This window comes from Agromyces cucurbitae (genome assembly GCF_058349945.1).
In genome coordinates, this window is sequence record NZ_JBYRES010000002.1 from 151,976 (window position 1) to 171,681 (window position 19,706).

The window sequence follows — 19,706 nt, forward strand, 5'->3', positions numbered from 1 at the left end:
CCTCGTCGTCTTCGGCGCTGCTCGTCAGTCGGGCGAGCCGAGCGGGCCGGTGCCCGTGCCCTCTGGCACCTGGCGCACGTCGAGCAGCTCCTCGCGGCCCGCGCCGCCGGAGACGGCCACGGTCAGCACGGGGCCGACGCCGCGGGCGTAGAACTTCAGCTCCTCGACGTCGGGTTCGAGCGGCGTCGTGTCGCGCGTGAGCAGTGCGCCGTCGTAGGCGCCGTACGGCACCTCGACGAGCTCGTCGACGCCGAGCACCGCGCCCTCGTCCTCCGCTTCGTCCTCGAGGTACTCCTGCCGGTACGCCATGCCGGGCCGCGGGCGGGCGGGCAGGGCGATGCCGGGCTGCGCCCCGTCGACGCCGGCCTCGAAGCTGCCCTCGGTCGACACGACCTCGCCGCCCTCGAACTCGGCGGTCTGCTCGCCGAGGTACCAGATGTTGCCCTCCTCGTCCTGCGCGTACCAGTCGAACGTGTCCTCGACGAGCTCGTCGCCGCGGCTGACCGTGTCGCGCACGACACGCGCCTCGACGCCGTTCGCGATGGCCTTCGTCTCGGAGGTGACGGTCACCCGCACGGTGAGGTCGCCGTCGGGGTCGGTCTCGCGGTACACCCACTGCGTGCCGGGCTTCATCGGCCAGTACGGGTTGTCGATGTCGGTCGTGAAGTCGGCCGGGTCGAGGGTCACCGGCTCGTCGCCGACCGGCAGGGAGCGACCGTGGCGCACCGGCATCTGCACCGGCATCTGCGGGAACATGGGCGGCCCGACGCAGCCCGACGTGAGCAGTGCGCTCGTCGCGACGATGACGAGCGCCAGCGGCTTGCCGATCGGGCCCATGGGACGCCTCGATTCCCGCGTGCCGTGCGCGGTCACCTTCAGCATCCGCCCGCCGATCGCACCGCGCGACCGCGGAGCGCCATTCGTCCGGGCGCCGGGACGCGACGAGGGGGATGCCTCCCCGCACCACTCCACACATCGCTGCGCGATGCGCGGAGCCTCTGGCGCGTGGGCCCAGGCGGCATCCCCCTCGTGGCCGTCGACTCGTACCGGCCGGCGGTTCCGGCTGAGCCGGTTACTCGTTGCCGATGGCGCCGTCGGCGGCCTCGCGAGCACCGTCGATGTGCTCGTCGAACTTGCCGCCCGTGACCTTCTTCGCGAAGTCGGCGACGCCGTCGAGCACCGAGTCGCTGATGCCCTCGGCCTGCTCGCTCTTCAGCGCGTCGTCGATCTTGTCTTTGTTCTGCTCGTAGAACTCGCCGGCCTGCTTGGCCGCGTCGTCGATGGCCCCCATGGGTTCGCCTTTCGTTCGGTGATCGGACCCGGTCATCGTCGCACGCGGCGCCGTCGGCGCGGAAGACCCAGTGACTCGGCACCCGAATTGCGACCGACTCGACGGCGCGGCAGACTCGGTCGGGTGACCGCCCCCGCCACGTCTGCGACCGTGCCCGCCCCGACCGAACTGCGGGGGCGCTTCGTGCGGCTGACGCCGCTCACCGAGGCCGACCTGCCCGGGCTCGTCGAGCCGCTCGCGCGGCCCGAGGTGTTCGCCGGCGGGTACGGCGGCGGCCCGGCCGGGCTGCCGCAGGGGCGAGCGGCGTTCATCGAGTGGGCGCGGCGCTACTACCTCGCCGACGATGCGGCGCGGCCCTTCACGGTGCGCCTCGTGGGCGGATCGGACGATGGGGCGATCGTCGGGGCGACGAAGCTCGCCGACTTCGACACGGCCAACGAGTCGACGCACATCGGCTGGACGGCGTACGACCCGAAGGTCTGGGGCACCGCCGTCAACCCCGAGACGAAGCTGCTGCTGCTCGACCTCGCGTTCTCGCACGGCTTCGGGCGCGTGAAGATCCAGGCCGACTCGGCGAACGCGCGCTCGCGCGGTGCGATCGAGAAGCTCGGCGCCAAGCTCGACGGCGTCATGCGCCGCGACAAGCGGCGGGCCGACGGCTCGTGGCGGTCGAGTGCGGTCTACTCGGTGATCATCGACGAATGGCCCGAGGTTCGAGCCGGCCTCGAGGCCCGGCTCGCGACCTTCGACTGACGCGCGCAGGCCGCCGCCGCCCCGGAACGTATCGAGCGTGTACTCGCCGCCCGATCGGAGGGCGACGAGTGCACGCTCGGCGGAGGGAACGCAGGCGCGGCGCGGCGCTGCAGGCTACCCGACGACGGTGAACGCCGCTCGAAGCAGGTCCGCGTCGCGCGACGACGACCCGACGAGCAGCTCGAACGCGCCGGGCTCGACGACCCGGTCGCCCCGGGCGTCGACGATCGTGCACGCGGCCACGGGCAGCTCGAGGTCGACCGTCACGGTCTCGCCCGCGGCGACGTCGACCTGGCGGAACGCCTTGAGCTCCTTGCCCGCCCAGCTCACCGACGTGACGGTGTCGCTGACGTAGACCTGCACCGTCTCGCGCGACGGCCGGTCGCCCGTGTTGCGCAGTTCGACCGACGCCCGCACGGTGTCGGCGACCGAGAGCTCATCGGTCTCGAGCCGCAGCGACCCGTACGAGACGTTCGTGTACGAGCGGCCCTCGCCGAAGGCCCATGCGGGCGACTGGGTGAGGTCGGCGTAGCGGTCGCCGTGCTGCCCGCGGATCTGGTTGTAGTACGTCGGCTGCTGGCCGACGTGCCGGGCGAACGAGATCGGCAGGCGGCCGCTCGGCTCGATGAGGCCGAGGGCGAGCTCGGCGATCGCACGCCCGCCCTCCATGCCGGGGGAGGCGGCCCAGACGATCGCCGAGGCCCGGTGCGCCGAGGGCGGCAGCACGAGCGGCTTCGACGCGAGCAGCACCACGACGAACGGGGTGCCCGTCTCGGCGAGCGCGTCGAGCAGGGCGACCTGCCCGCCGATGAGCTCGAGCGTCGCGGTCGAGCGGCCTTCGCCGACGAGCTCGATCACGTCGCCGACGACCGCGACCACGACGTCGGCCGCACGGGCCTGCGCCACCGCCTCGGCGATCATGGCCTCGTCGGGCGGCGACGGCACGACGATCTGCGGACGCGGCTGGCCGTCGGGGAAGGTCGCGCCTGCCGGATCCTGCTCGAGGGTCAGCACGTCGGCGCCGCGGGCGTGCGTGATCGTCCAGTCGGCGGGCGCGAAGCGGCGGAAGCCGTCGAGCACGGTCGTGATCATGTCGCGCGGCTGCCCGTCGAGCCAGCCGGCCTGGCCCGAGCTGCCGGCCCAGTCGCCGAGCTGGGTCTGCGCGTCGTCGGCGAGCGGGCCGACGATCGCGACGGTGCGGGATGCCTCGGGGCGGGCGAGCGCCCGCCCCGAGGCATCCGCCTCGAAGCCGCCGCCGAGCGGCAGCACGCCGTCGTTCTCGAGCAGCACGAGCGAGCGGCGGGTGAGCTCGAGGTTGAGCGCGCGGTGGTCGGCGGTCGCGATCTCGGTGGCGATGCGCTCGCGGTCGGGATGCCGCGGGTCCTCGAAGAGGCCCAGCTCGAACTTCAGGGTGAGCACGCGGGCGACCGCAGCGTCGAGCTCGGCCTCGACGAGCAGGCCCTGCTCGATGGCGTCGAGCGCGCCGCGGTAGAACCCGGGCGTCGTCATGATCATGTCATTGCCCGCCTTGACCGTCGCGGCCGAGGCGTGCGCGTAGTCGGGCTGGATCTGCTGCTCCCACACCATGCGGCCGACGTTGTCCCAGTCGGTGATGAGCGAGCCCGTGTAACCCCACTCGCCGCGCAGCACGTCGGTCAGCAGCCACTCGTTGAGCGTGATCGGCACCCCGTCCGTCGTCTGGTAGCCGAGCATGAACGTGCGGCATCCCTCGCGGGCGACCCGCTCGAACGGCGGCAGGAACCACGAGCGGAGCTTGCGGCGCGACAGGTCGGCCTCGCTCGCGTCACGGCCGCCCTGCGTCTCGGAGTAGCCCGCGAAGTGCTTCGCCGTCGCGAGGATGGCGCGGCGGTCGTCGAGGCCGTCGCCCTGGTAGCCGCGCACCATCGCCGAGGCGAGCTCGCCGATGAGATGCGGGTCCTCGCCGAAGGTCTCGTCGACGCGGCCCCAGCGCAGGTCGCGGCTGATGCACAGCACGGGCGAGAAGGTCCAGTGGATGCCGGTCGCCGCGACCTCGACGGCCGTCGCGCGGGCGGCGCGCTCGACGAGATCGGCGTTCCAGGTGCCGGCCATGCCGAGCTGCGTCGGGAAGATCGTCGCGCCCTCCCAGAACGAGTGTCCGTGGATGCAGTCCTCGCCGACGAGCAGCGGGATGCCGAGCCGGGTCTGCGCGACGAGGTCGTGGGCGCGGTCGAGCCGTTCGGGGGAGGCGTGCAGGATCGAGCCGACGTGCTTGCCCAGCACGAGGTCGTCGAGGTCGTCGCGGGCGTCGAGCTGCAGCATCTGGCCGACCTTCTCCTCGACCGTCATGCGGGCGAGGAGGTCGGCCACCCGCTCGACGATCGGCAGGGCCGCATCGCGGAAGGCGGGGGCGTGGTCGTGCAGCGGCAGGGCGGTCACGGGTGTCGTGCTCCTCGATGGTGCGTGGGTGTGCGGTGGGCGGAGGCCGGTTCCGGTCATGCGTTCGCCGCCTCCTTCTCGGATGCCTCGCCGGAGCGTCGCGCGGACTCGCCGACGATCCCGTCGGGGGAGTCGTCGGGCGCCGTGCCCGGGGCATCCGTCGTCGGGGTGGTGGCGGGGGCGCGCACCGCGGTGACCGCGCTCGTCGCGCTGAGGCCCTGCTTGCGAAGCGCCCGGGCGCGCTCGCCCGCCGAGCGCAGCCGCGGGTTGACGTACTCGTCGATGCCGAAGTTGATGAGCGCGAGGGCCGTGCCGAGCAGCGCGATGCAGAGGCCCGCGGGCACGTACCACCACCAGTAGTCGGGGAAGGCGCCGTTCTGCTGCGCCCAGAAGAGGATGGTGCCCCAGTTGAGGTTCGTGATCGGGATGACGCCGATGAACGCGAGCGTCGTGAGGCCGAGCACCGCGGCCGTGACCGTACCGACGAAGCTCGAGGCGATGATGGCCATGAGGTTCGGCAGCATCTCGACCGCGATGACCCGCCAGAGCGGCTCGCCGTTGGCACGCGCCGCCTGCACGAAGTCGCGGCTGCGCAACGACATCGTCTGGGCTCTCAGCACGCGGCCGCCCCACGCCCAGCCGGTGATCGCGAGCACGGCCGAGATGAGCAGCAGGCTCGGGTTCTCGTACTGCGAGGCGATGATGATCATGAGCGGCAGGCCGGGGATCACGAGGAACACGTTCGTGAGCATCGACAGCGACTCGCTGCGCCAGCCCGCGAGCATGCCCGAGGTCACGCCGACGACGATCGCGATCAGGGTCGCGATGACGCCCGCCAGGAACCCGACGACGAGCACGCCGCGGGTGCCGTAGATGATCTGGCTCAGCACGTCCTCGCCCATGTGGGTGGTGCCGAGCCAGTGCGCGGGCGACGGCGGCTGCTTGAGCGCCGAGTAGTCCTTCTCGAGCGGGCCGTAGGGGGCGATGAGGTCGCCGAAGACGGCGAGCACGGTGAAGAAGGCGAGGATCGCGAGGCCCGTCAGCGACTTGCCGTTGCGGAACATCGAGAACGAGGCGCCCATGCGCTTCCACATGTTGCGGCCCGGGCGCGAGCCCTCGGGGGCGGACTCGCGCAGCGCGGTCGTCGTGGGGATCGTCATGTCAGGCCTCCAACTGGCGGGCGCGCGGGTCGAGGATCGCGTAGGCGATGTCGGCGAGGATGTTCGCCGCGAGCACCGCGAGCGTGATGACCAGGAACAGGCCCTGCATGAGCGGGTAGTCCTTGGCGTTCGTCGCGTCGAGCAGCAGCTTGCCGACGCCCGGGTACGAGAAGACGAGCTCCATCACGAGGGTGCCGCCGACGATGAAGCCGAGCGAGAGTGCGAAGCTCGACAGCTGCGGCAGCATCGCGTTGCGCGCGGCGTAGCCGGTGACGACCTGGCGCTCGGGGAGGCCCTTCGCCTGCGCGACCGTGATGTAGTCCTCGTCGAGGACGGTGATCATCATGTTGCGCATGCCGAGGATCCAGCCGCCGAGCGACGCGATGACGATCGTGAGCGCCGGCAGGGTGCCGTGGTAGATCACGCTGCCGATGAACTCGGCGTTGAACCCGGGCGTGACGCCCTTGTCGTACGCGTGCGAGGCGGGGAACCATCCGAGCGTCGTCGAGAAGATCGCGATCGCGATGAGTCCCATCCAGAAGTAGGGCACGGTCGAGAAGAAGGTCGCGATGGGCAGCACGGCGTCGGCCTTGCTGCCGCGTCGCCAGCCGATGAAGGCGCCGAGCCCCGTGCCGAGCACGAACGAGATGATCGTCGCGAGGCCGACGAGGCCGATGGTCCACGGCAGGGCGACGGCGATGACGTCGGTCACGGGGGAGAGGCCGTGCGAGAAGGAACGGCCGAGGTCGCCCGACAGCAGCAGCCGCCAGTAGTCGAGGTACTGCTGCCAGAGCGGCGTCTGCTGGTCGAGGCCGAACAGGGTGCGCAGGGCCGCGGCCGCCTCGGGGCTGATCTTGCCCTGGTTCTTGGCGAGGAAGGCCGAGACCGGGTCGCCCTTCATCATGCGCGGCAGGAAGAAGTTGATCGTGATCGCCGCCCAGGCGGTGAACAGGTAGAACAGGGCGCGTCGGACGATGAACCTCATGCGCGGGCTCCTTCCTCGGCTGCGGCGGCGCCGGGTGCGGCGCTGGTCGGCGCTGCGGCGGCCGCGGCGCCGGTGGACGCGAAATGGCGGTCGGGGTCGGGGGAGGCGTCGCGCAGCGCGCGCGTGTACTCCTGGGTCGGGCGCAGGATGACGTCGTCGGCCGGGCCGCGCTCGACCACCCGGCCGTGGTGGAGCACCATGATCTCGTCGCTGAAGTGACGGGCGGTCGCGAGGTCGTGGGTGATGTAGAGCACGCCGAGCTGCGACTCCCGCTGGAGCTCGGCGAGCAGGTTCAGCACGCCGAGACGGATCGACACGTCGAGCATCGACACGGGCTCGTCGGCGACGAGGAGGCTCGGCCGCGACGCGAGCGCGCGGGCGATCGCGACGCGCTGCCGCTGGCCGCCCGACAGCTCGTGGGGGCGGCGGTCGACGACGCGCGCGTCGAGCCGTACCCGCTCGAGCAGGCGGTGCACCTCGTCGTCGACCTCGTCGCGCGGCACGACCTTGTCGAGGCGCAGCGGCCGCTCGAGGTGGTGGCGGATCGTGTGGTACGGGTTGAGCGAGGCGAACGGGTCCTGGAAGACCATGCGCACCTGCGCGCGGTACCGGCGCAGGGCACGGCCCGAGCGCGGGATCGGCTGCTCGTCGAGCAGCACCTGCCCCTCGCTCTGCCGTTCGAGCTGGGTGATGATCTTCGCGATGGTCGACTTGCCGCTGCCCGACTGGCCGACGAGCGCGAGCGTCTGCCCGCTGCGCAGCGTGAAGTCGACGTCGTCGAGGGCGAGCATCTGGCCGGCGCCCCGCACCCGGTAGCGCTTCGTGACGTGGCGGAATTCGAGGACGGTCATGCCGAGAGCTCCTGGGCGACGGTGGAGGTGGTGAGCGGCGCGTTCGACGCGGCGCGCACGAAGTCGCCGCGGTCGCCGGTCAGGCTGGGGAACGAGCTCAGCAGGGTGCGGGTATAGGGATGCTGCGGGGCGCGGTAGAGGCGCTCGGCGGTGTCGAGCTCGACGATGCGGCCTTCGCGCATGACGGCGATGCGGTCGGAGATCTCGAGCAGCAGCGGCAGGTCGTGCGTGATGAAGACGACCGAGAACCCGAACTCGTGGCGCAGCTCCGAGATCTTGCGCAGGATGTCGCGCTGCACGAGCACGTCGAGCGCGGTGGTGGGCTCGTCCATGATCATGAGCTGCGGTCGCAGCGCGAGCGCCATCGCGATCATGACGCGCTGGCGCATGCCGCCCGAGAGCTCGTGGGCGAACGACTTCAGCCGCTCGCGGCCGACGCCGACGATCTCGAGCAGGTCGCCGCACTCGCGGGTGCGCTCGGCCCGGCTCATGCCGGGCCGGTGGGTCGTGAAGACGTCGGCGAGCTGGCGGCCGATCGGCAGCACGGGGTTGAGCGCGTTCATCGCGCCCTGGAAGACCATCGAGGCCTTGTTCCAGCGGAACCGGCGCATCTGGTCGTCGGTGAGGGCGCCGATCGAGACGTCCTCGCCGGAGGCGTCGTGGAAGACGACCTCGCCGCCCGTGATCACGGCCGGCGGCTTCAGCAGCCGCTGCACGCCGTAGGCGAGGGTCGTCTTGCCGCACCCCGACTCGCCGGCGAGGCCGAGGATCTCGCCGCGCCGGAGTTCGAGGCTGACGTCGCGAACCGCGTCGACGGGGGGATCGCTCTCGTACGTGACGCTGAAGTCGCTGATGGTGAGGAGGGCGTCGTCGCTCATGTCTCGTGTCTCTCACGTGGTGCGGGAGCCGGGCCGTCGCCGGCCCGGCTCCCGCTGGGGGTGGATCAGTCGGCCGGCTGCAGCTTGGTCAGGATGAGGACCGAGGTCGGCTGCGTCGGGTCGGCGGGCACGTACGGGTCGTCCTCGCCGGGCCAGCCCACGTAGTTGCGGGTGTTGTACTGGCCGATGAAGGGGCGGGTGCCGACCGGGATGGTCGGGACCTGATCGACGAAGATCTTCTGCACGGTCTCGAGCGCCGCGGCGCGGGTCGCGTCGTCGGTCGCGGTCGCGTACTCGTCGAGCGCGGACGTGGCCTCGGCGTTGTCGAAGCGGCCGAAGTTGAAGTCGGCGGCCTCGCCGATCGGCTTCAGGAAGCGGCCGTCCATCTGGTCGCTGTAGAGGTCGTACGGGGTCGCACCCGAGTCGGTCCAGTGCAGGATCGCCTGGAAGTCGCCCTCGCTCTTGGCCGCCCACCAGGTGTCGGCGTCGGGGGTGTCGACGGCGGCCTCGACGCCGAGCTCCTTGACCGAGTCGGAGATGAGGCTGATGCCGGTCACGTAGTCGTTCCAGCCCTGCGGCACGGTCAGCGTGAAGGTGACGGGCTCGCCGTCGGGATCGACGAGCGTCTCGCCGTCCCACGTGTAGCCGGCGTCGGAGAGGATCTTCTTCGCGGCGTCGACGTCGACCGAGTACTCCTCGCCCTGGAACTCGTCGGCGATGTACGCGTCGCCGGCCGGGGTGGGCAGGCCCGTGACGCTCGTGAGCTCGGGCACCCCGCCCTCGCGGGCGATCTCCTGGTGCTTCTGGCGGTCGACGACGAGGTTGACGGCCTGGCGGAACGCCACGTCGTCGAAGGGCTTCGTCGTGGTGTTCACGAACATCGAGTCGGTGCCGAGGCCCGCGGCCGCCCAGTAGACGTTGTGGTCGGGGTCCTTGTCGAGGTAGGCCGACTGCACGTTCGGGATGAACGCCTGCGCCCAGTCGGCGTCGCCGTTCGCGAGCGCGGTCGTGAGCGCCGTGTTGTCGGCGTACGAGACGTAGTAGAGCGTCGGCACGGCGAGCTCGCCGCCCCAGTAGTCGTCGCGAGCGGTGAGCTCGACGGCCTGGCTGTCGAACGTGTCGAGCACGTAGGGGCCGGTGCCGACCGGGTCCTCGTTGACGAAGGTGGTGGGGTCGGCGACGTCCTTCCAGACGTGCTCGGGGAGGATGAGCGTGTGCAGCACCTTGTCCTGCTTCACGAACATGGGGCTCGCGAACGTGACCGTCGCGACGTCGCCGTCGACCGACACGTCGGTGATGCCGAGCGCCTTGGTGTCGAGCGCCGGGTTGCCCTTGATGAGCTCGAACGTGAAGGCGATGTCCTCGGCGGTGAACTCCTCGCCGTCGTTCCACGTCACGCCCTCGCGGGCGGTCAGCTGCACCGAGGTGTAGTCGTCCGACCACACGATGTCGGACGCGAGCCAGGGCACGACGTCGGCGCTCGGGTCGACGAGGTTCACGATGCCGAGGGGCTCGAAGATCGCGTTCGCGTAGCCGAGGCGCATCGCCGACGAGTCGCTGATCCAGGGGTTGTTGCCCTCGGTCGTGATCGGGCCGTCTGGCTTGGCGATGGTCAGGGCGGCACCGGCCTCGGGGCCGCCTTCGTTCGAGTTTCCGCTCGTGCATCCGGTGAGCACGAGCGCGGCCGCGATACTCGCGGCGACCAATGCGGGCTTCAGCCTCACTGCTGTCTCCTCAGGGGTTCGGTCCGGCCGGGTGCCGGATCGGGTTGTGATTGCTCGGCGAGAACCGGGCGCTGAGGGCGCTCGCGGACGTCGCTGTCGCAGTGTTCGTGGTGCTCGTCGATTACCTTACTGACAAGTAAGCAATTTGCAAACCCCGTGTCGCTCGAGGGTCGGGGATGCGCCGCCGGCGGCCCGGCGGCCCGTAGACTTACCGGTCGGAAGGTCGACCGAAGGCGGTCGGCGCAAGCGAGAGGGGGAGCGGTGTCGACGACTGCGAAGCGCCCGAAGTCCCGCCCCGAGACGCTCGCCAAGCGCCGCGAGATCCTCCGCGCCGCGACCGAGGTGTTCGGCAGCAAGGGGTTCACGAACGGCACCCTGGCCGACATCGCCGACCAGGTCGGCATGACGCACGCCGGCATCCTGCACCACTTCGGGTCGAAGGACCAGCTGCTCATGGAGGTGCTGACCTACCGCGACCAAACCGATGTCGCCGACCTCGAGGAGCAGCACATCCCGGGCGGGATCGAGCTGTTCCGCCACCTCGTGCGCACGGCCTTCGCGAACGCGCAGCGCGCGGGCATCGTGCAGGCCTTCGTCGTGCTCTCGGGCGAGTCGGTGACCGACGCCCACCCCGCCCAGCAGTACTTCGCCGAGCGCTACCGCACGCTGCGGGGCGAGGTGATCGAGGCGTTCGGGGTCGTCTGCGCCGAGCGCGGGATCGATCCGGCCGCCGATGTCGTGGCCCACGCCGCGAATGCGATCATCGCGGTCATGGACGGCCTGCAGGTGCAGTGGCTGCACGAGCCCGAGGCCGTCGAGCTCGCCGAGGCGACGGAGTTCGCGATCGAGGCGATCGTGGCCGCCGTGCTCGACCCGCGCCCGCCGTTCGTGCGCACGCACGGCTGATCCGCGAGCGCGGCAACCGGGTTCCGGCACGGGAACCACATCACGATGCGGTTCCCGTGCCGGAACGTGGTTCCGACGCGCGCGAGCGGGCGGGGCGCCGCTCACCCGAGCAGCTCGAGCGCGCCGTCGACGAGCGCCGCGGTGCCGCCGACGTAGGCGATCACGATGACCGCGAGCCGCGCGGCCCGGTGGCTCACCCGCGGCGAGAGCCACTCGCCGATGAGGAGGCCGACGAGCAGCGCCCCGATGACGAACGGCCAGGCTGCGGGATCGAGGGAGGGCCAGCTCCAGCCCGTGGCGATGAACTTGCCGAGCAGGGCCGCCGAGCCGATCACGATGAAGTACGCCTGCGCGGTCGCCGCGAACCCGACCTGCGACCAGCGCGTGGCGACCGCGTAGACGCTGAGCGCGGGCCCGCCGACGCCGGCCGAGGCGTTCATGAATCCCGACGCGGCGCCGGCGACGATCGCGGGCGCCGCACCGGTCGCCGTGTGCGCGGTGCGGGTCACGACGAGGGTGACCGTGAGCGCGACGACGACGAGCAGGCCGACGCCCACCTGCAGCACCGGGCCGGGCACGTTGGCCGCGACGATCGCGCCCGCGACGGTGCCGAGGATCGCGGGCGGCAGCAACCACGAGAGGCGCCGCCACTCGACCATGCGCCAGACCCGCGGCAGGATGAGCAGCGACGACAGCACCGCGCACAGGTTGACGACGACGACCCCGTCGAACGGGCCGAGCAGGATGACGAGCGCGGGGCGATGAGCGCGAACCCCATGCCGGTGATGCGCTGCGACGCTGCGCCGACGAGCACGGAGAGGGCGACGGGCAGGAGCACCGGGCAAGTCTAGGCGTGGTGCGGCGCACTCCCGACCGCCTCGTCGGTCGGCGACCTCGGCACGGGCTCGCGGGCCCCGATCAGCTCCGCTCGGGCACGTGCAGCCGCGTCAGATATCCGTCGACGCCGCGCGGGATGCCGCGGCGATCGCCGCGCGAGGCGAACACGGTGACGATCACGGCGAGGGGCACCGTCCACGCGGCGGGCTGCTCGAGGAACGGGCGCAGCGCGGGCACCGCCGCACCGAGCGGCCCGCCGGCGAGGATCGCCGCGGCCGAGAGCACCGCCCCCGTGAGCATGCCGGCGATCGCACCGCGGGCCGTGAGCCCGCGCCACCAGATGCCGAGGATGAGCATGGGGCAGAGGGTCGACGCGGTGAACGCGAACACGAGGCCCACGCTGCCCGCGAGGCCGGTCGACTCGGTGACGAGCGCGACGGCGAGCGGGACCGCCGTCGAGACGATCGCCGCGATCCGGAAGCCGCGCACCCGACCGCCGAGCAGGTCCTGGCTGATGACGCCGGCGAGCGAGACGACGAGGCCCGACGAGGTCGAGAGGAACGCCCCGAACGCCCCCGCGATGACGAGTGCGGTGAGCACGTCGCCGACCGGGCCGGGCACGAGCCGGTCGGGCAGCAGCAGGATGAGCGCGTCGGCGCTGCCGGGGGCCGCGAGGTCGGGCGCGAACACGCGGCCGAGCAGACCGAACGCGGTCGGGAACAGGTAGAACACGCTGAGCAGCACGAGCACGATGACGGTCGTCCGGCGGGCGGCGACGCCGTCGGGGTTCGTGTAGAACCGCACGAGCACGTGCGGCAGGCCGAGCGTGCCGAACAGCAGGGCCACCATGAGCGAGATCGTGCGATAGACGTCGAGGTCGGCGGGGCCGGCGGCGGACGGGAACGCCTCGGCGGGCGCGAGCGCCCCCTCGAGGGCGGTGGACGCGGAGCCGCCGCCGATCGCGAGCAGCAGCACGACGACGGGCAGCGCGAGCGCGGTGAGCTTCAGCCAGAACTGGAACGCCTGCACGAACGTGATCGCGCGCATGCCGCCCGCCGCGACCACGACGGCGACGATGACGGCGACCGCGACCGACCCCACCCAGGCCGGCAGCCCGGTCGTGATGCGCACGGTGAGCGCGGCGCCCTGCAGCTGCGGCACGATGTAGAACCAGCCGACCACGATCACGAGCAGGCTCGTCACCCGCCGGGCGGCGACCGACTCGAGGCGCGCCTCGGTGAAGTCGGGGATCGTGTAGGCGCCGCTCCGCCGCAGCGGGGCGGCGACGAAGAGCAGCAGCATGAGGTAGCCCGCGGTGTACCCGATCGGGAACCAGAGCGCCGACGCCCCGGTGAGCAGGATGAGCCCCGCGATGCCGAGGAACGACGCGGCCGAGAGGTACTCGCCGCCGATCGCCGAGGCGTTCCACCACGGCCGCACCGTGCGGCTCGCCACGTAGAAGTCGCTCGTGGTGCGCGAGACCCTGAGCCCGTAGAAGCCGATGAGCGCCGAGACGAGTGCCACCGCCGCGATGGCGACGTAGCCGATCGCGGGGTTCACGAGTCGTCCTCCGCGAGCGCCCGGTACCGCGCCTCGTTGCGCGCCGCGGCGCGCACGTAGAGCACCCCGACCGTGATGACGAGCGGGTAGAGGCCGAACCCGAGCAGCAGCCACGACACCGGCACGCCGACGACGAGGGTGCGGTCGAGGTCGGGCACGAGGGCGATCGCGACGACGAACAGGCCGGTCGCGATCACGAAGCCCGCCGCGACGACGAGTGCGAGCCGCAACTGCGAGCGGATGAGCGACCGCACGTAGACGCCCTGTACGTCGCTCGCGCCCGGCGCCCCGCCGGGGCCGCCCGCGTTCGGCGGCCGCGTCCCGGTGTGCGGGGCGGTCACCCGCACGCGCTCCGTCCGCGCGGGTCGAGGGGGCACGGGAGCAACCGCCTCGGCATCGGAATCGTTCATGGCCTGGCCCGCAGCGTCGCCTGCTCGAGCCGTTCGCGCAGTCCCGGCAGCAGCCGGCGGCTCACCGGCAGCTCGGCCTGGCCGACCGTGACGCTCGGGTGGTCGGCCGTGAGCCGCACCCGGCTGACGTGCGCGAGCGCGATGAGGTACGAACGGTGCACGCGCACGAAGCCGGCGTCGGCCCATTGCCGTTCGAGATCGGCCATCGGCACGCGCACGAGGTAGCTCGCCTCCTCGGTGTGCAGTCGCGCGTAGTCGCCCTGCGCCTGCACATAGCGCACCTCGTCGCGGCGGATCATGCGCGTCGTGCCGCCGAGCGTCACCGCGATCATCTCGGGCGAGGCGGATGCCTCGGGCGCGGCGCGGCCCGCGGCGCGAGCGCCGGCCGCGGTGATGGCCTCGACGACGCGCCCGACCGAGCGGTGCAGGCGCTCGGTGCGCACGGGCTTCAGCAGGTAGTCGACGGCCTCGAGGTCGAACGCCTCGAGCGCGCCCTCCTCGTCGGCCGTGACGAAGACGAGCACGGGGCGCTGCTCGAACCGGGCGAGCGCCCTCGCCAGGTCGAAGCCCGTGAGCCCCGGCATGTGGATGTCGAGGAACGCGGCATCCACCGGTTCGCGCGCGAGCAGCCGGATCGCCTCGGATCCCGAGGAGGCCTGGTGGATCGTGCCGATTCGCGGGTCCTGACGCAGCAGGAACGCGAGCTCGTCGATCGCGGGCTGCTCGTCGTCGGCGATGAGCACGGAGATCATGGTGCGATCCTCCCATCACGGCGCGGTCCGGCCTTCGGCACGCGCATGCGCACGAGCGTGCCGGCGCCGAGGTTCGTCTCGACGACGAGGCCGTGCTCGTCGCCGTAGACCTGGCGCAGGCGGGCGTCGACGTTGCGCAGGCCCACGTGCTCGCCGTCGGCCGGGCCGCCGGCGAGCACGGCCGCGAGCCGCTCGGGGTCCATGCCGACGCCGTCGTCCTCGACGGTGATCTCGGCGTAGGCGCCCGAGTCGGAGGCTTCGATCGTGATGCGGCCGCCGCCCTCCTTCGACTCGAGCCCGTGCCGCACCGCGTTCTCGACGAGCGGCTGGATCGACAGGAACGGCACGACCGTCGAGAGCACCTCGGGCGCGATCTGCAGCGTGACCCGCAGCCGGTCGCCGAAGCGGGCCCGCTCGAGCTTGAGGTAGCCGTCGATCGAGCGCAGCTCTTCGGCGACGGTCGTGAAGTCGCCGTGCCGACGGAACGAGTACCGGGTGAAGTCGGCGAACTCGAGCACGAGGTCGCGGGCCTTCTGCGGGTCGGTGTTGATGAACGAGGCGATGGCGTTGAGGGAGTTGTAGATGAAGTGCGGGCTGATCTGCGCGCGGAGCGCTCGCACCTCGGCCTCCGCGAGCGCCGCGCGCGAGGCATCCAGCTCGCCCAGTTCGACCTGGGCGGCGACCCAGTCGGCCACCTCGCCCGTCGCCCGCACGAGGCCGGCCCTGACCGGCGAGGCGAACGCGACGATCACGCCGACCGTGCCCGCGCCGCCGACGACCGGGGCGGCGACGGCGTCGGTCTCCCACGCGCCGACCGGGATGCGCCGCTGCACCTGCGGACGGCCGCTCGCGAGCGCCTCCGCCGCAAGGCGTTCGGCGACTGGGCGCACGGCGTCGTCGCCGTCGATCGCGACCGCGCCCGTGCGGTCGGCGAGGGCGAGCGTGTCGCAGCCGAGCAGGGCGTGCAGGTGCTTGCCCGCGCGCTGCGCGTCGGGTCCCTCGAGCCCGCCGCGCAGATGCTCGGCCGCCCGCGACGCGAGGTGCAACGTCTGGTAGGTCGCCTGCTCGGCGTCGGTGCCGAGCTCCTTCGAGGCGAGCACGATGCGACGCAGGAAGATCACGAGTCCGACCGCGAGCGCCCCCGCGGCGACGCCGACGGCGGCGGCGAGCAGCATCGACTCGGGCATGAACGCCAGCGTAATCGCCCCGCCGCACGCCCGGCGGCGGCATCCGCACCGTTCGTCGCACCGACGGTGCCGTTCGTCGACGACGAACGGCACCCGCCACACGCCGGCCGCCCGGCCGACGAGACTCGGCGACGGCAACACCTGATGACGGGCGCCCGCCCGTCGACCTCCTGAGAACACGACCCCCCCGATGAAGGAGACGCCATGGGCAACGACGCCCTGAGCGCGGAGCAGGAGACGGCCCCACCCGTCGACTACCCCGCCGTCCAACGATCCGCCGAGTTCCAAGAACTGCGCGGGGCCCACCGGAAGTTCGTCTTCCCGGTGCTCGGCGCCTGCCTCGTCTGGTACTTCGGCTACGTGCTGCTCGCGAGCTACGCGCACGACTTCATGTCGACGCCCGTGTTCGGGCACGTCAACATCGCGATGCTGCTCGGCCTCGCGCAGGTCGTCACGACGTTCGCGGTGACCACCTGGTACGTCAGCTACGCCAACCGCAAGCTCGACCCGCGCGCCGAGACGATGCGCGACGAGATCGAGTCGGGCGACTTCGCCCCCGCAGCCGAGGAGACGGCCCGATGAGCCTCACCGCACTCGCCGCATCCGCCGCGGCATCCGTCTCGACCGGCGTCGCCGCCGAGGCCGCGCCCGCCGCATCGCCCGGCGAGCCCTGGCTCAACATCGCGATCTTCGGCGCGTTCGTCGCGATCACGATGGTGATCGTCTTCCGGGCGAGCCGCAACAACAAGACCGCGGCCGACTACTACGCCGCGGGCCGCTCGTTCACGGGTGGGCAGAACGGCTCCGCGATCGCGGGCGACTACCTGTCGGCGGCGTCGTTCCTCGGCATCGTCGGCGCGATCGCCATGACGGGCTACGACGGGTTCCTCTACTCGATCGGGTTCCTCGTGGCGTGGCTCGTCGCGCTGCTGCTCGTCGCCGAGCTGCTGCGCAACACCGGCAAGTTCACGATGGCCGACGTGCTCTCGTTCCGGCTCAAGCAGAAGCCCGTGCGCATCGCGGCGGCGACGACGACCCTCGTCGTCTGCTTCTTCTACCTGCTCGCCCAGATGGCCGGCGCCGGCGGGCTCGTCTCGCTGCTGCTCGGCGTGGGCGACCAGCTCGGCCAGGCCGTCGTCATCACCGTCGTCGGCGCGCTCATGATCCTCTACGTGCTCATCGGCGGCATGAAGGGCACGACCTGGGTGCAGATCATCAAGGCCGTGCTGCTCATCGCGGGCGCCGGCGTGATGACGGTGTGGGTGCTCGCGCTCAACGGCTTCGACTTCTCGGCGCTGCTCGAGAACGCGGTCGAGGTGGCCGAGAACCCGGCGATCCTCGACCCGGGCCTCAAGTACGGCGTCTCCGACATCTCGAAGGTCGACTTCATCTCGCTCGGCCTCGCCCTCGTGCTCGGCACCGCGGCGCTGCCGCACGTGCTCATGCGCTTCTACACGGTGCCCACCGCGAAGGAGGCCCGCAAGTCGGTCGTCTGGGCGATCTGGCTCATCGGCATCTTCTACGTGTTCACGCTCGTGCTCGGCTACGGCGCCGCGGCACTCGTCGGCCCGGCCACGATCGCCGCGGCCCCCGGCGGCCCGAACTCGGCGGCCCCGCTGCTCGCGTTCGAGCTCGGCGGCCCGCTGCTGCTCGGCCTCATCTCGGCGATCGCGTTCGCGACGATCCTCGCGGTCGTCGCGGGCCTCACGATCACGGCGGCCGCCTCGTTCGCGCACGACATCTACGCGTCGGTCGTGAAGAAGGGCAAGCCCGAGCCGGGCGCCGAGGTCAAGGTCGCCCGCCGCACGGTCGTCATCATCGGCATCGTCGCGATCATCGGCGGCATCGGGGCGAACGGGCAGAACGTCGCCTTCCTCGTCGCCCTGGCGTTCGCGGTGGCCGCGTCGGCGAACCTGCCGACGATCGTCTACTCGCTCTACTGGAAGCGCTTCACCACCAAGGGCGCCCTGTGGAGCATGTACGGCGGCCTCGCGTCGGCGATCATCCTCATCATCTTCTCGCCGGTCGTCTCGGGCTCTGAGACGTCGATGCTGAAGACCGAGTCGATCGACTTCGCGTTCTTCCCGCTGTCGAACCCCGGCATCATCTCGATCCCGCTCGCGTTCTTCCTCGGCTGGCTCGGCACCGTGCTCGACAAGGGCACCGAGGATCCGCTCAAGCAGAGCGAGATGGAGGTGCGCTCGCTCACGGGCGTCGGCGCCGAGAAGGCGACGCAGCACTAGGGTTCCGGCGGCGGGTGGGGGCCCGCCGCCGGACGAGACTCGGCACGGCGGCACCGCCTGTCCCAACCGTGTCGAAACCGATCGGGCGGATGCCTCGACTCATGTCGCGGCATCCGCCCGCTTCACGTCAGGAGCGGGTGCGGCGCAGGCGCGAGACGGCCCAGCCGATGAGACCGAGGCCGACCGCCGCGACCAGTGCGCCGATGATCAGCCACATCGGCGACCCCGTCATGACGGAGCCGGCCAGCAGGCCGATCCCCTGGAGCAGCCACACGCCGCCGGTGAGGGTCAGCAGCGCGCCGACGATGATGATGACCCAGTTCATGGGATCCGCCTCTCTACATGTTGATCATGTGGCCGACGAGGCCGTGGAACGCCTCCTGCAGCGCCTCCGACAGCGTCGGGTGGGTGTGCACGTTGCGGGCGAGCTCGAGGGCCCCGAGGTCCCACTTCTGGGCGAGGGTGAGCTCGGGCAGCAGCTCTGAGACGTCGGGGCCGATGAGGTGGCCGCCGAGCAGTTCGTAGTGCTGCCTGTCTGCGACGAGCTTCACGAAGCCGACGGGGTCGCCGAGGCCGTTCGCCTTGCCGTTCGCCGAGAACGGGAACTTCGCGACGACGACGTCGTAGCCCTCGTCGCGCGCTTGCTGCTCAGTGAGGCCGAAGCTCGCGACCTGCGGCGAGCAGAACGTCGCACGGGGCATCATGCGGTAGTCGCCGAGCTCCATCGTCTCGGCGTCGCCGATCGTCTCGGCCGCCACCACGCCCTGCGCCTCGGCGACGTGCGCGAGCATGAGCTTCGCGGTGACGTCGCCGATCGCGTAGATGTGCGGCACGTTCGTGCGCATGCGCTCGTCGATCGCGATGGCGCCGCGCTCGGTGAGCTGCACGCCCGCGGCCTCGAGCCCGACGCCGTCGACGTTCGGGGCGAAGCCGACCGAGATGAGCGCCTTGTCGGCCTCGAGCGACCCCTGCTGCCCGTCGGCGCCGGTGTACGAGACGGTGACCGAGGACCCGTTGTCGACGACGCTCTCGACCTTCGTCGACGCGAGGATCGGGATGCCGAGGTTGCGGTACTGCCGGGTGATCTCCTTCGAGACCTCGACGTCTTCGTTCGGCAGCGCCCGGTCGAGGAACTCGATGACCGTGACCTGCACGCCGTAGTTGCGCAGCACGTACGCGAACTCCATGCCGATCGCGCCCGCGCCGACGATCGCGATCGAGCGGGGCAGCTCGCGCGTGAGGATCTGCGTCTCGTAGGTGACGACGTTCTGCGAGAGCTGCACGCCCGGCAGCAGCCGCACCTGCGAGCCGGTCGCGATGATCGCGTTGCGGAAGGACACCGTCTCGACCGACCCGTCGGCCTTCGTCACGTCGATCGTGTTCGGCCCCGTGAAGACCCCGCGGCCGTCGATCTCGGTGATGCCGTTCTTCTTCATCAGGAAGTGCACGCCCTTGACGTGCTTCTCGGAGACCTGGCGGCTGCGGTCGAACGCGACGCCGAAGTCGAAGTGCACGTCGCCCGAGATGCCGAAGGTCGCGGCCTGGTCGTGGAAGATGTGCGCGAGCTCGGCGTTGCGCAGCAGCGCCTTCGAGGGGATGCAGCCCACGTTGAGGCACACCCCGCCCCAGTACTTCTCTTCGATGACGGCCACCTTCAGGCCGAGTTGCGCGGCGCGGATCGCGGCCACGTAGCCGCCGGGGCCGGCACCGAGCAGGACGACGTCGTATTCGCTCATGGGCGCCAGCCTATG

At 71.5% G+C, this 19,706-nt stretch carries 19 protein-coding genes; 4 read left to right on the forward strand and 15 right to left on the reverse strand.

The window, feature by feature from the left end; genetic code table 11:
• Positions 1-24 precede the first annotated feature (24 nt).
• Complete coding sequence (locus tag AC3RJ6_RS07600; RefSeq protein WP_491426379.1) at positions 25-837, reverse strand: hypothetical protein; 813 nt, start codon at positions 835-837, stop codon at positions 25-27.
• Between the two features lie 235 nt (positions 838-1,072).
• Entirely contained in the window at positions 1,073-1,291 is a 219-nt protein-coding gene (locus AC3RJ6_RS07605) for an antitoxin (RefSeq protein WP_491426380.1), read from the reverse strand.
• Positions 1,292-1,414: 123 nt separating this feature from the next.
• Here AC3RJ6_RS07605 and AC3RJ6_RS07610 point away from each other — a divergent pair, with 123 nt between their 5' ends.
• Positions 1,415-2,044, forward strand: a complete 630-nt coding sequence (locus AC3RJ6_RS07610) for a GNAT family N-acetyltransferase (protein ID WP_491426381.1) — start codon at positions 1,415-1,417, stop codon at positions 2,042-2,044.
• Between the two features lie 114 nt (positions 2,045-2,158).
• Here AC3RJ6_RS07610 and AC3RJ6_RS07615 read toward each other — a convergent pair whose 3' ends face one another.
• From AC3RJ6_RS07615 to AC3RJ6_RS07640, 6 genes are all read right to left on the reverse strand, one after another.
• The gene (locus AC3RJ6_RS07615) at positions 2,159-4,462 is read right to left on the reverse strand and encodes an exo-beta-d-1,3/1,6-glucosidase (RefSeq protein WP_491426382.1); all 2,304 of its coding nucleotides are present in this window, start codon (positions 4,460-4,462) and stop codon (positions 2,159-2,161) included.
• A gap of 56 nt (positions 4,463-4,518) precedes the next feature.
• Positions 4,519-5,556 carry an ABC transporter permease gene (locus AC3RJ6_RS07620; protein ID WP_491427142.1) on the reverse strand — a complete coding sequence of 346 codons (1,038 nt, stop codon included), beginning with the start codon at positions 5,554-5,556 and terminating at the stop codon, positions 4,519-4,521.
• Positions 5,557-5,623: 67 nt separating this feature from the next.
• Complete coding sequence (locus tag AC3RJ6_RS07625) at positions 5,624-6,607, reverse strand: ABC transporter permease (RefSeq protein ID WP_491426383.1); 984 nt, start codon at positions 6,605-6,607, stop codon at positions 5,624-5,626.
• A complete protein-coding gene (locus AC3RJ6_RS07630) occupies positions 6,604-7,458 on the reverse strand; it encodes an ABC transporter ATP-binding protein (RefSeq protein ID WP_491426384.1) in 855 nt (284 codons plus the stop codon). The genes AC3RJ6_RS07625 and AC3RJ6_RS07630 overlap by 4 nt, the downstream gene beginning before the upstream one ends.
• Entirely contained in the window at positions 7,455-8,336 is an 882-nt protein-coding gene (locus tag AC3RJ6_RS07635) for an ABC transporter ATP-binding protein (protein ID WP_491426385.1), read from the reverse strand. Before AC3RJ6_RS07635 ends, AC3RJ6_RS07630 begins: the two co-directional genes overlap by 4 nt.
• A gap of 65 nt (positions 8,337-8,401) precedes the next feature.
• Positions 8,402-10,060 (reverse strand): ABC transporter substrate-binding protein, encoded by a 1,659-nt coding sequence (locus AC3RJ6_RS07640; protein ID WP_491426386.1) that lies wholly within the window; start codon positions 10,058-10,060, stop codon positions 8,402-8,404.
• Positions 10,061-10,321: 261 nt separating this feature from the next.
• On the opposite strand from AC3RJ6_RS07640, the gene AC3RJ6_RS07645 reads away from it, so the two are divergent.
• Complete coding sequence (locus tag AC3RJ6_RS07645; RefSeq protein ID WP_491426388.1) at positions 10,322-10,966, forward strand: TetR/AcrR family transcriptional regulator; 645 nt, start codon at positions 10,322-10,324, stop codon at positions 10,964-10,966.
• A 101-nt stretch (positions 10,967-11,067) separates the two neighbouring features.
• Here the strand turns inward: AC3RJ6_RS07645 and AC3RJ6_RS07650 are convergent, their stop codons facing one another.
• From AC3RJ6_RS07650 to AC3RJ6_RS07670, 5 genes are all read right to left on the reverse strand, one after another.
• A complete protein-coding gene (locus tag AC3RJ6_RS07650) occupies positions 11,068-11,664 on the reverse strand; it encodes a TSUP family transporter (protein WP_491426389.1) in 597 nt (198 codons plus the stop codon).
• Between the two features lie 220 nt (positions 11,665-11,884).
• Positions 11,885-13,363: a sodium/solute symporter gene (locus AC3RJ6_RS07655; RefSeq protein ID WP_491426390.1), complete on the reverse strand. Its 1,479-nt coding sequence runs from the start codon at positions 13,361-13,363 to the stop codon at positions 11,885-11,887.
• Positions 13,360-13,704 carry a DUF485 domain-containing protein gene (locus AC3RJ6_RS07660; RefSeq protein WP_491426391.1) on the reverse strand — a complete coding sequence of 115 codons (345 nt, stop codon included), beginning with the start codon at positions 13,702-13,704 and terminating at the stop codon, positions 13,360-13,362. Before AC3RJ6_RS07660 ends, AC3RJ6_RS07655 begins: the two co-directional genes overlap by 4 nt.
• 65 nt (positions 13,705-13,769) lie before the next feature.
• A complete protein-coding gene (locus tag AC3RJ6_RS07665; protein ID WP_491426392.1) occupies positions 13,770-14,525 on the reverse strand; it encodes a LytR/AlgR family response regulator transcription factor in 756 nt (251 codons plus the stop codon).
• Positions 14,522-15,712 carry a sensor histidine kinase gene (locus tag AC3RJ6_RS07670; protein WP_491426393.1) on the reverse strand — a complete coding sequence of 397 codons (1,191 nt, stop codon included), beginning with the start codon at positions 15,710-15,712 and terminating at the stop codon, positions 14,522-14,524. The genes AC3RJ6_RS07665 and AC3RJ6_RS07670 overlap by 4 nt, the downstream gene beginning before the upstream one ends.
• A gap of 204 nt (positions 15,713-15,916) precedes the next feature.
• Here AC3RJ6_RS07670 and AC3RJ6_RS07675 point away from each other — a divergent pair, with 204 nt between their 5' ends.
• Positions 15,917-16,294: a DUF485 domain-containing protein gene (locus AC3RJ6_RS07675; RefSeq protein ID WP_491426394.1), complete on the forward strand. Its 378-nt coding sequence runs from the start codon at positions 15,917-15,919 to the stop codon at positions 16,292-16,294.
• Complete coding sequence (locus tag AC3RJ6_RS07680; RefSeq protein ID WP_491426395.1) at positions 16,291-17,955, forward strand: monocarboxylic acid transporter; 1,665 nt, start codon at positions 16,291-16,293, stop codon at positions 17,953-17,955. The genes AC3RJ6_RS07675 and AC3RJ6_RS07680 overlap by 4 nt, the downstream gene beginning before the upstream one ends.
• 127 nt (positions 17,956-18,082) lie before the next feature.
• Here AC3RJ6_RS07680 and AC3RJ6_RS07685 read toward each other — a convergent pair whose 3' ends face one another.
• Positions 18,083-18,280, reverse strand: a complete 198-nt coding sequence (locus AC3RJ6_RS07685; protein ID WP_491426396.1) for a hypothetical protein — start codon at positions 18,278-18,280, stop codon at positions 18,083-18,085.
• A gap of 13 nt (positions 18,281-18,293) precedes the next feature.
• Positions 18,294-19,691, reverse strand: coding sequence for a dihydrolipoyl dehydrogenase (lpdA, locus tag AC3RJ6_RS07690; protein WP_491426397.1), 1,398 nt, complete (start codon positions 19,689-19,691; stop codon positions 18,294-18,296).
• Between the last annotated feature and the right edge of the window lie 15 nt (positions 19,692-19,706).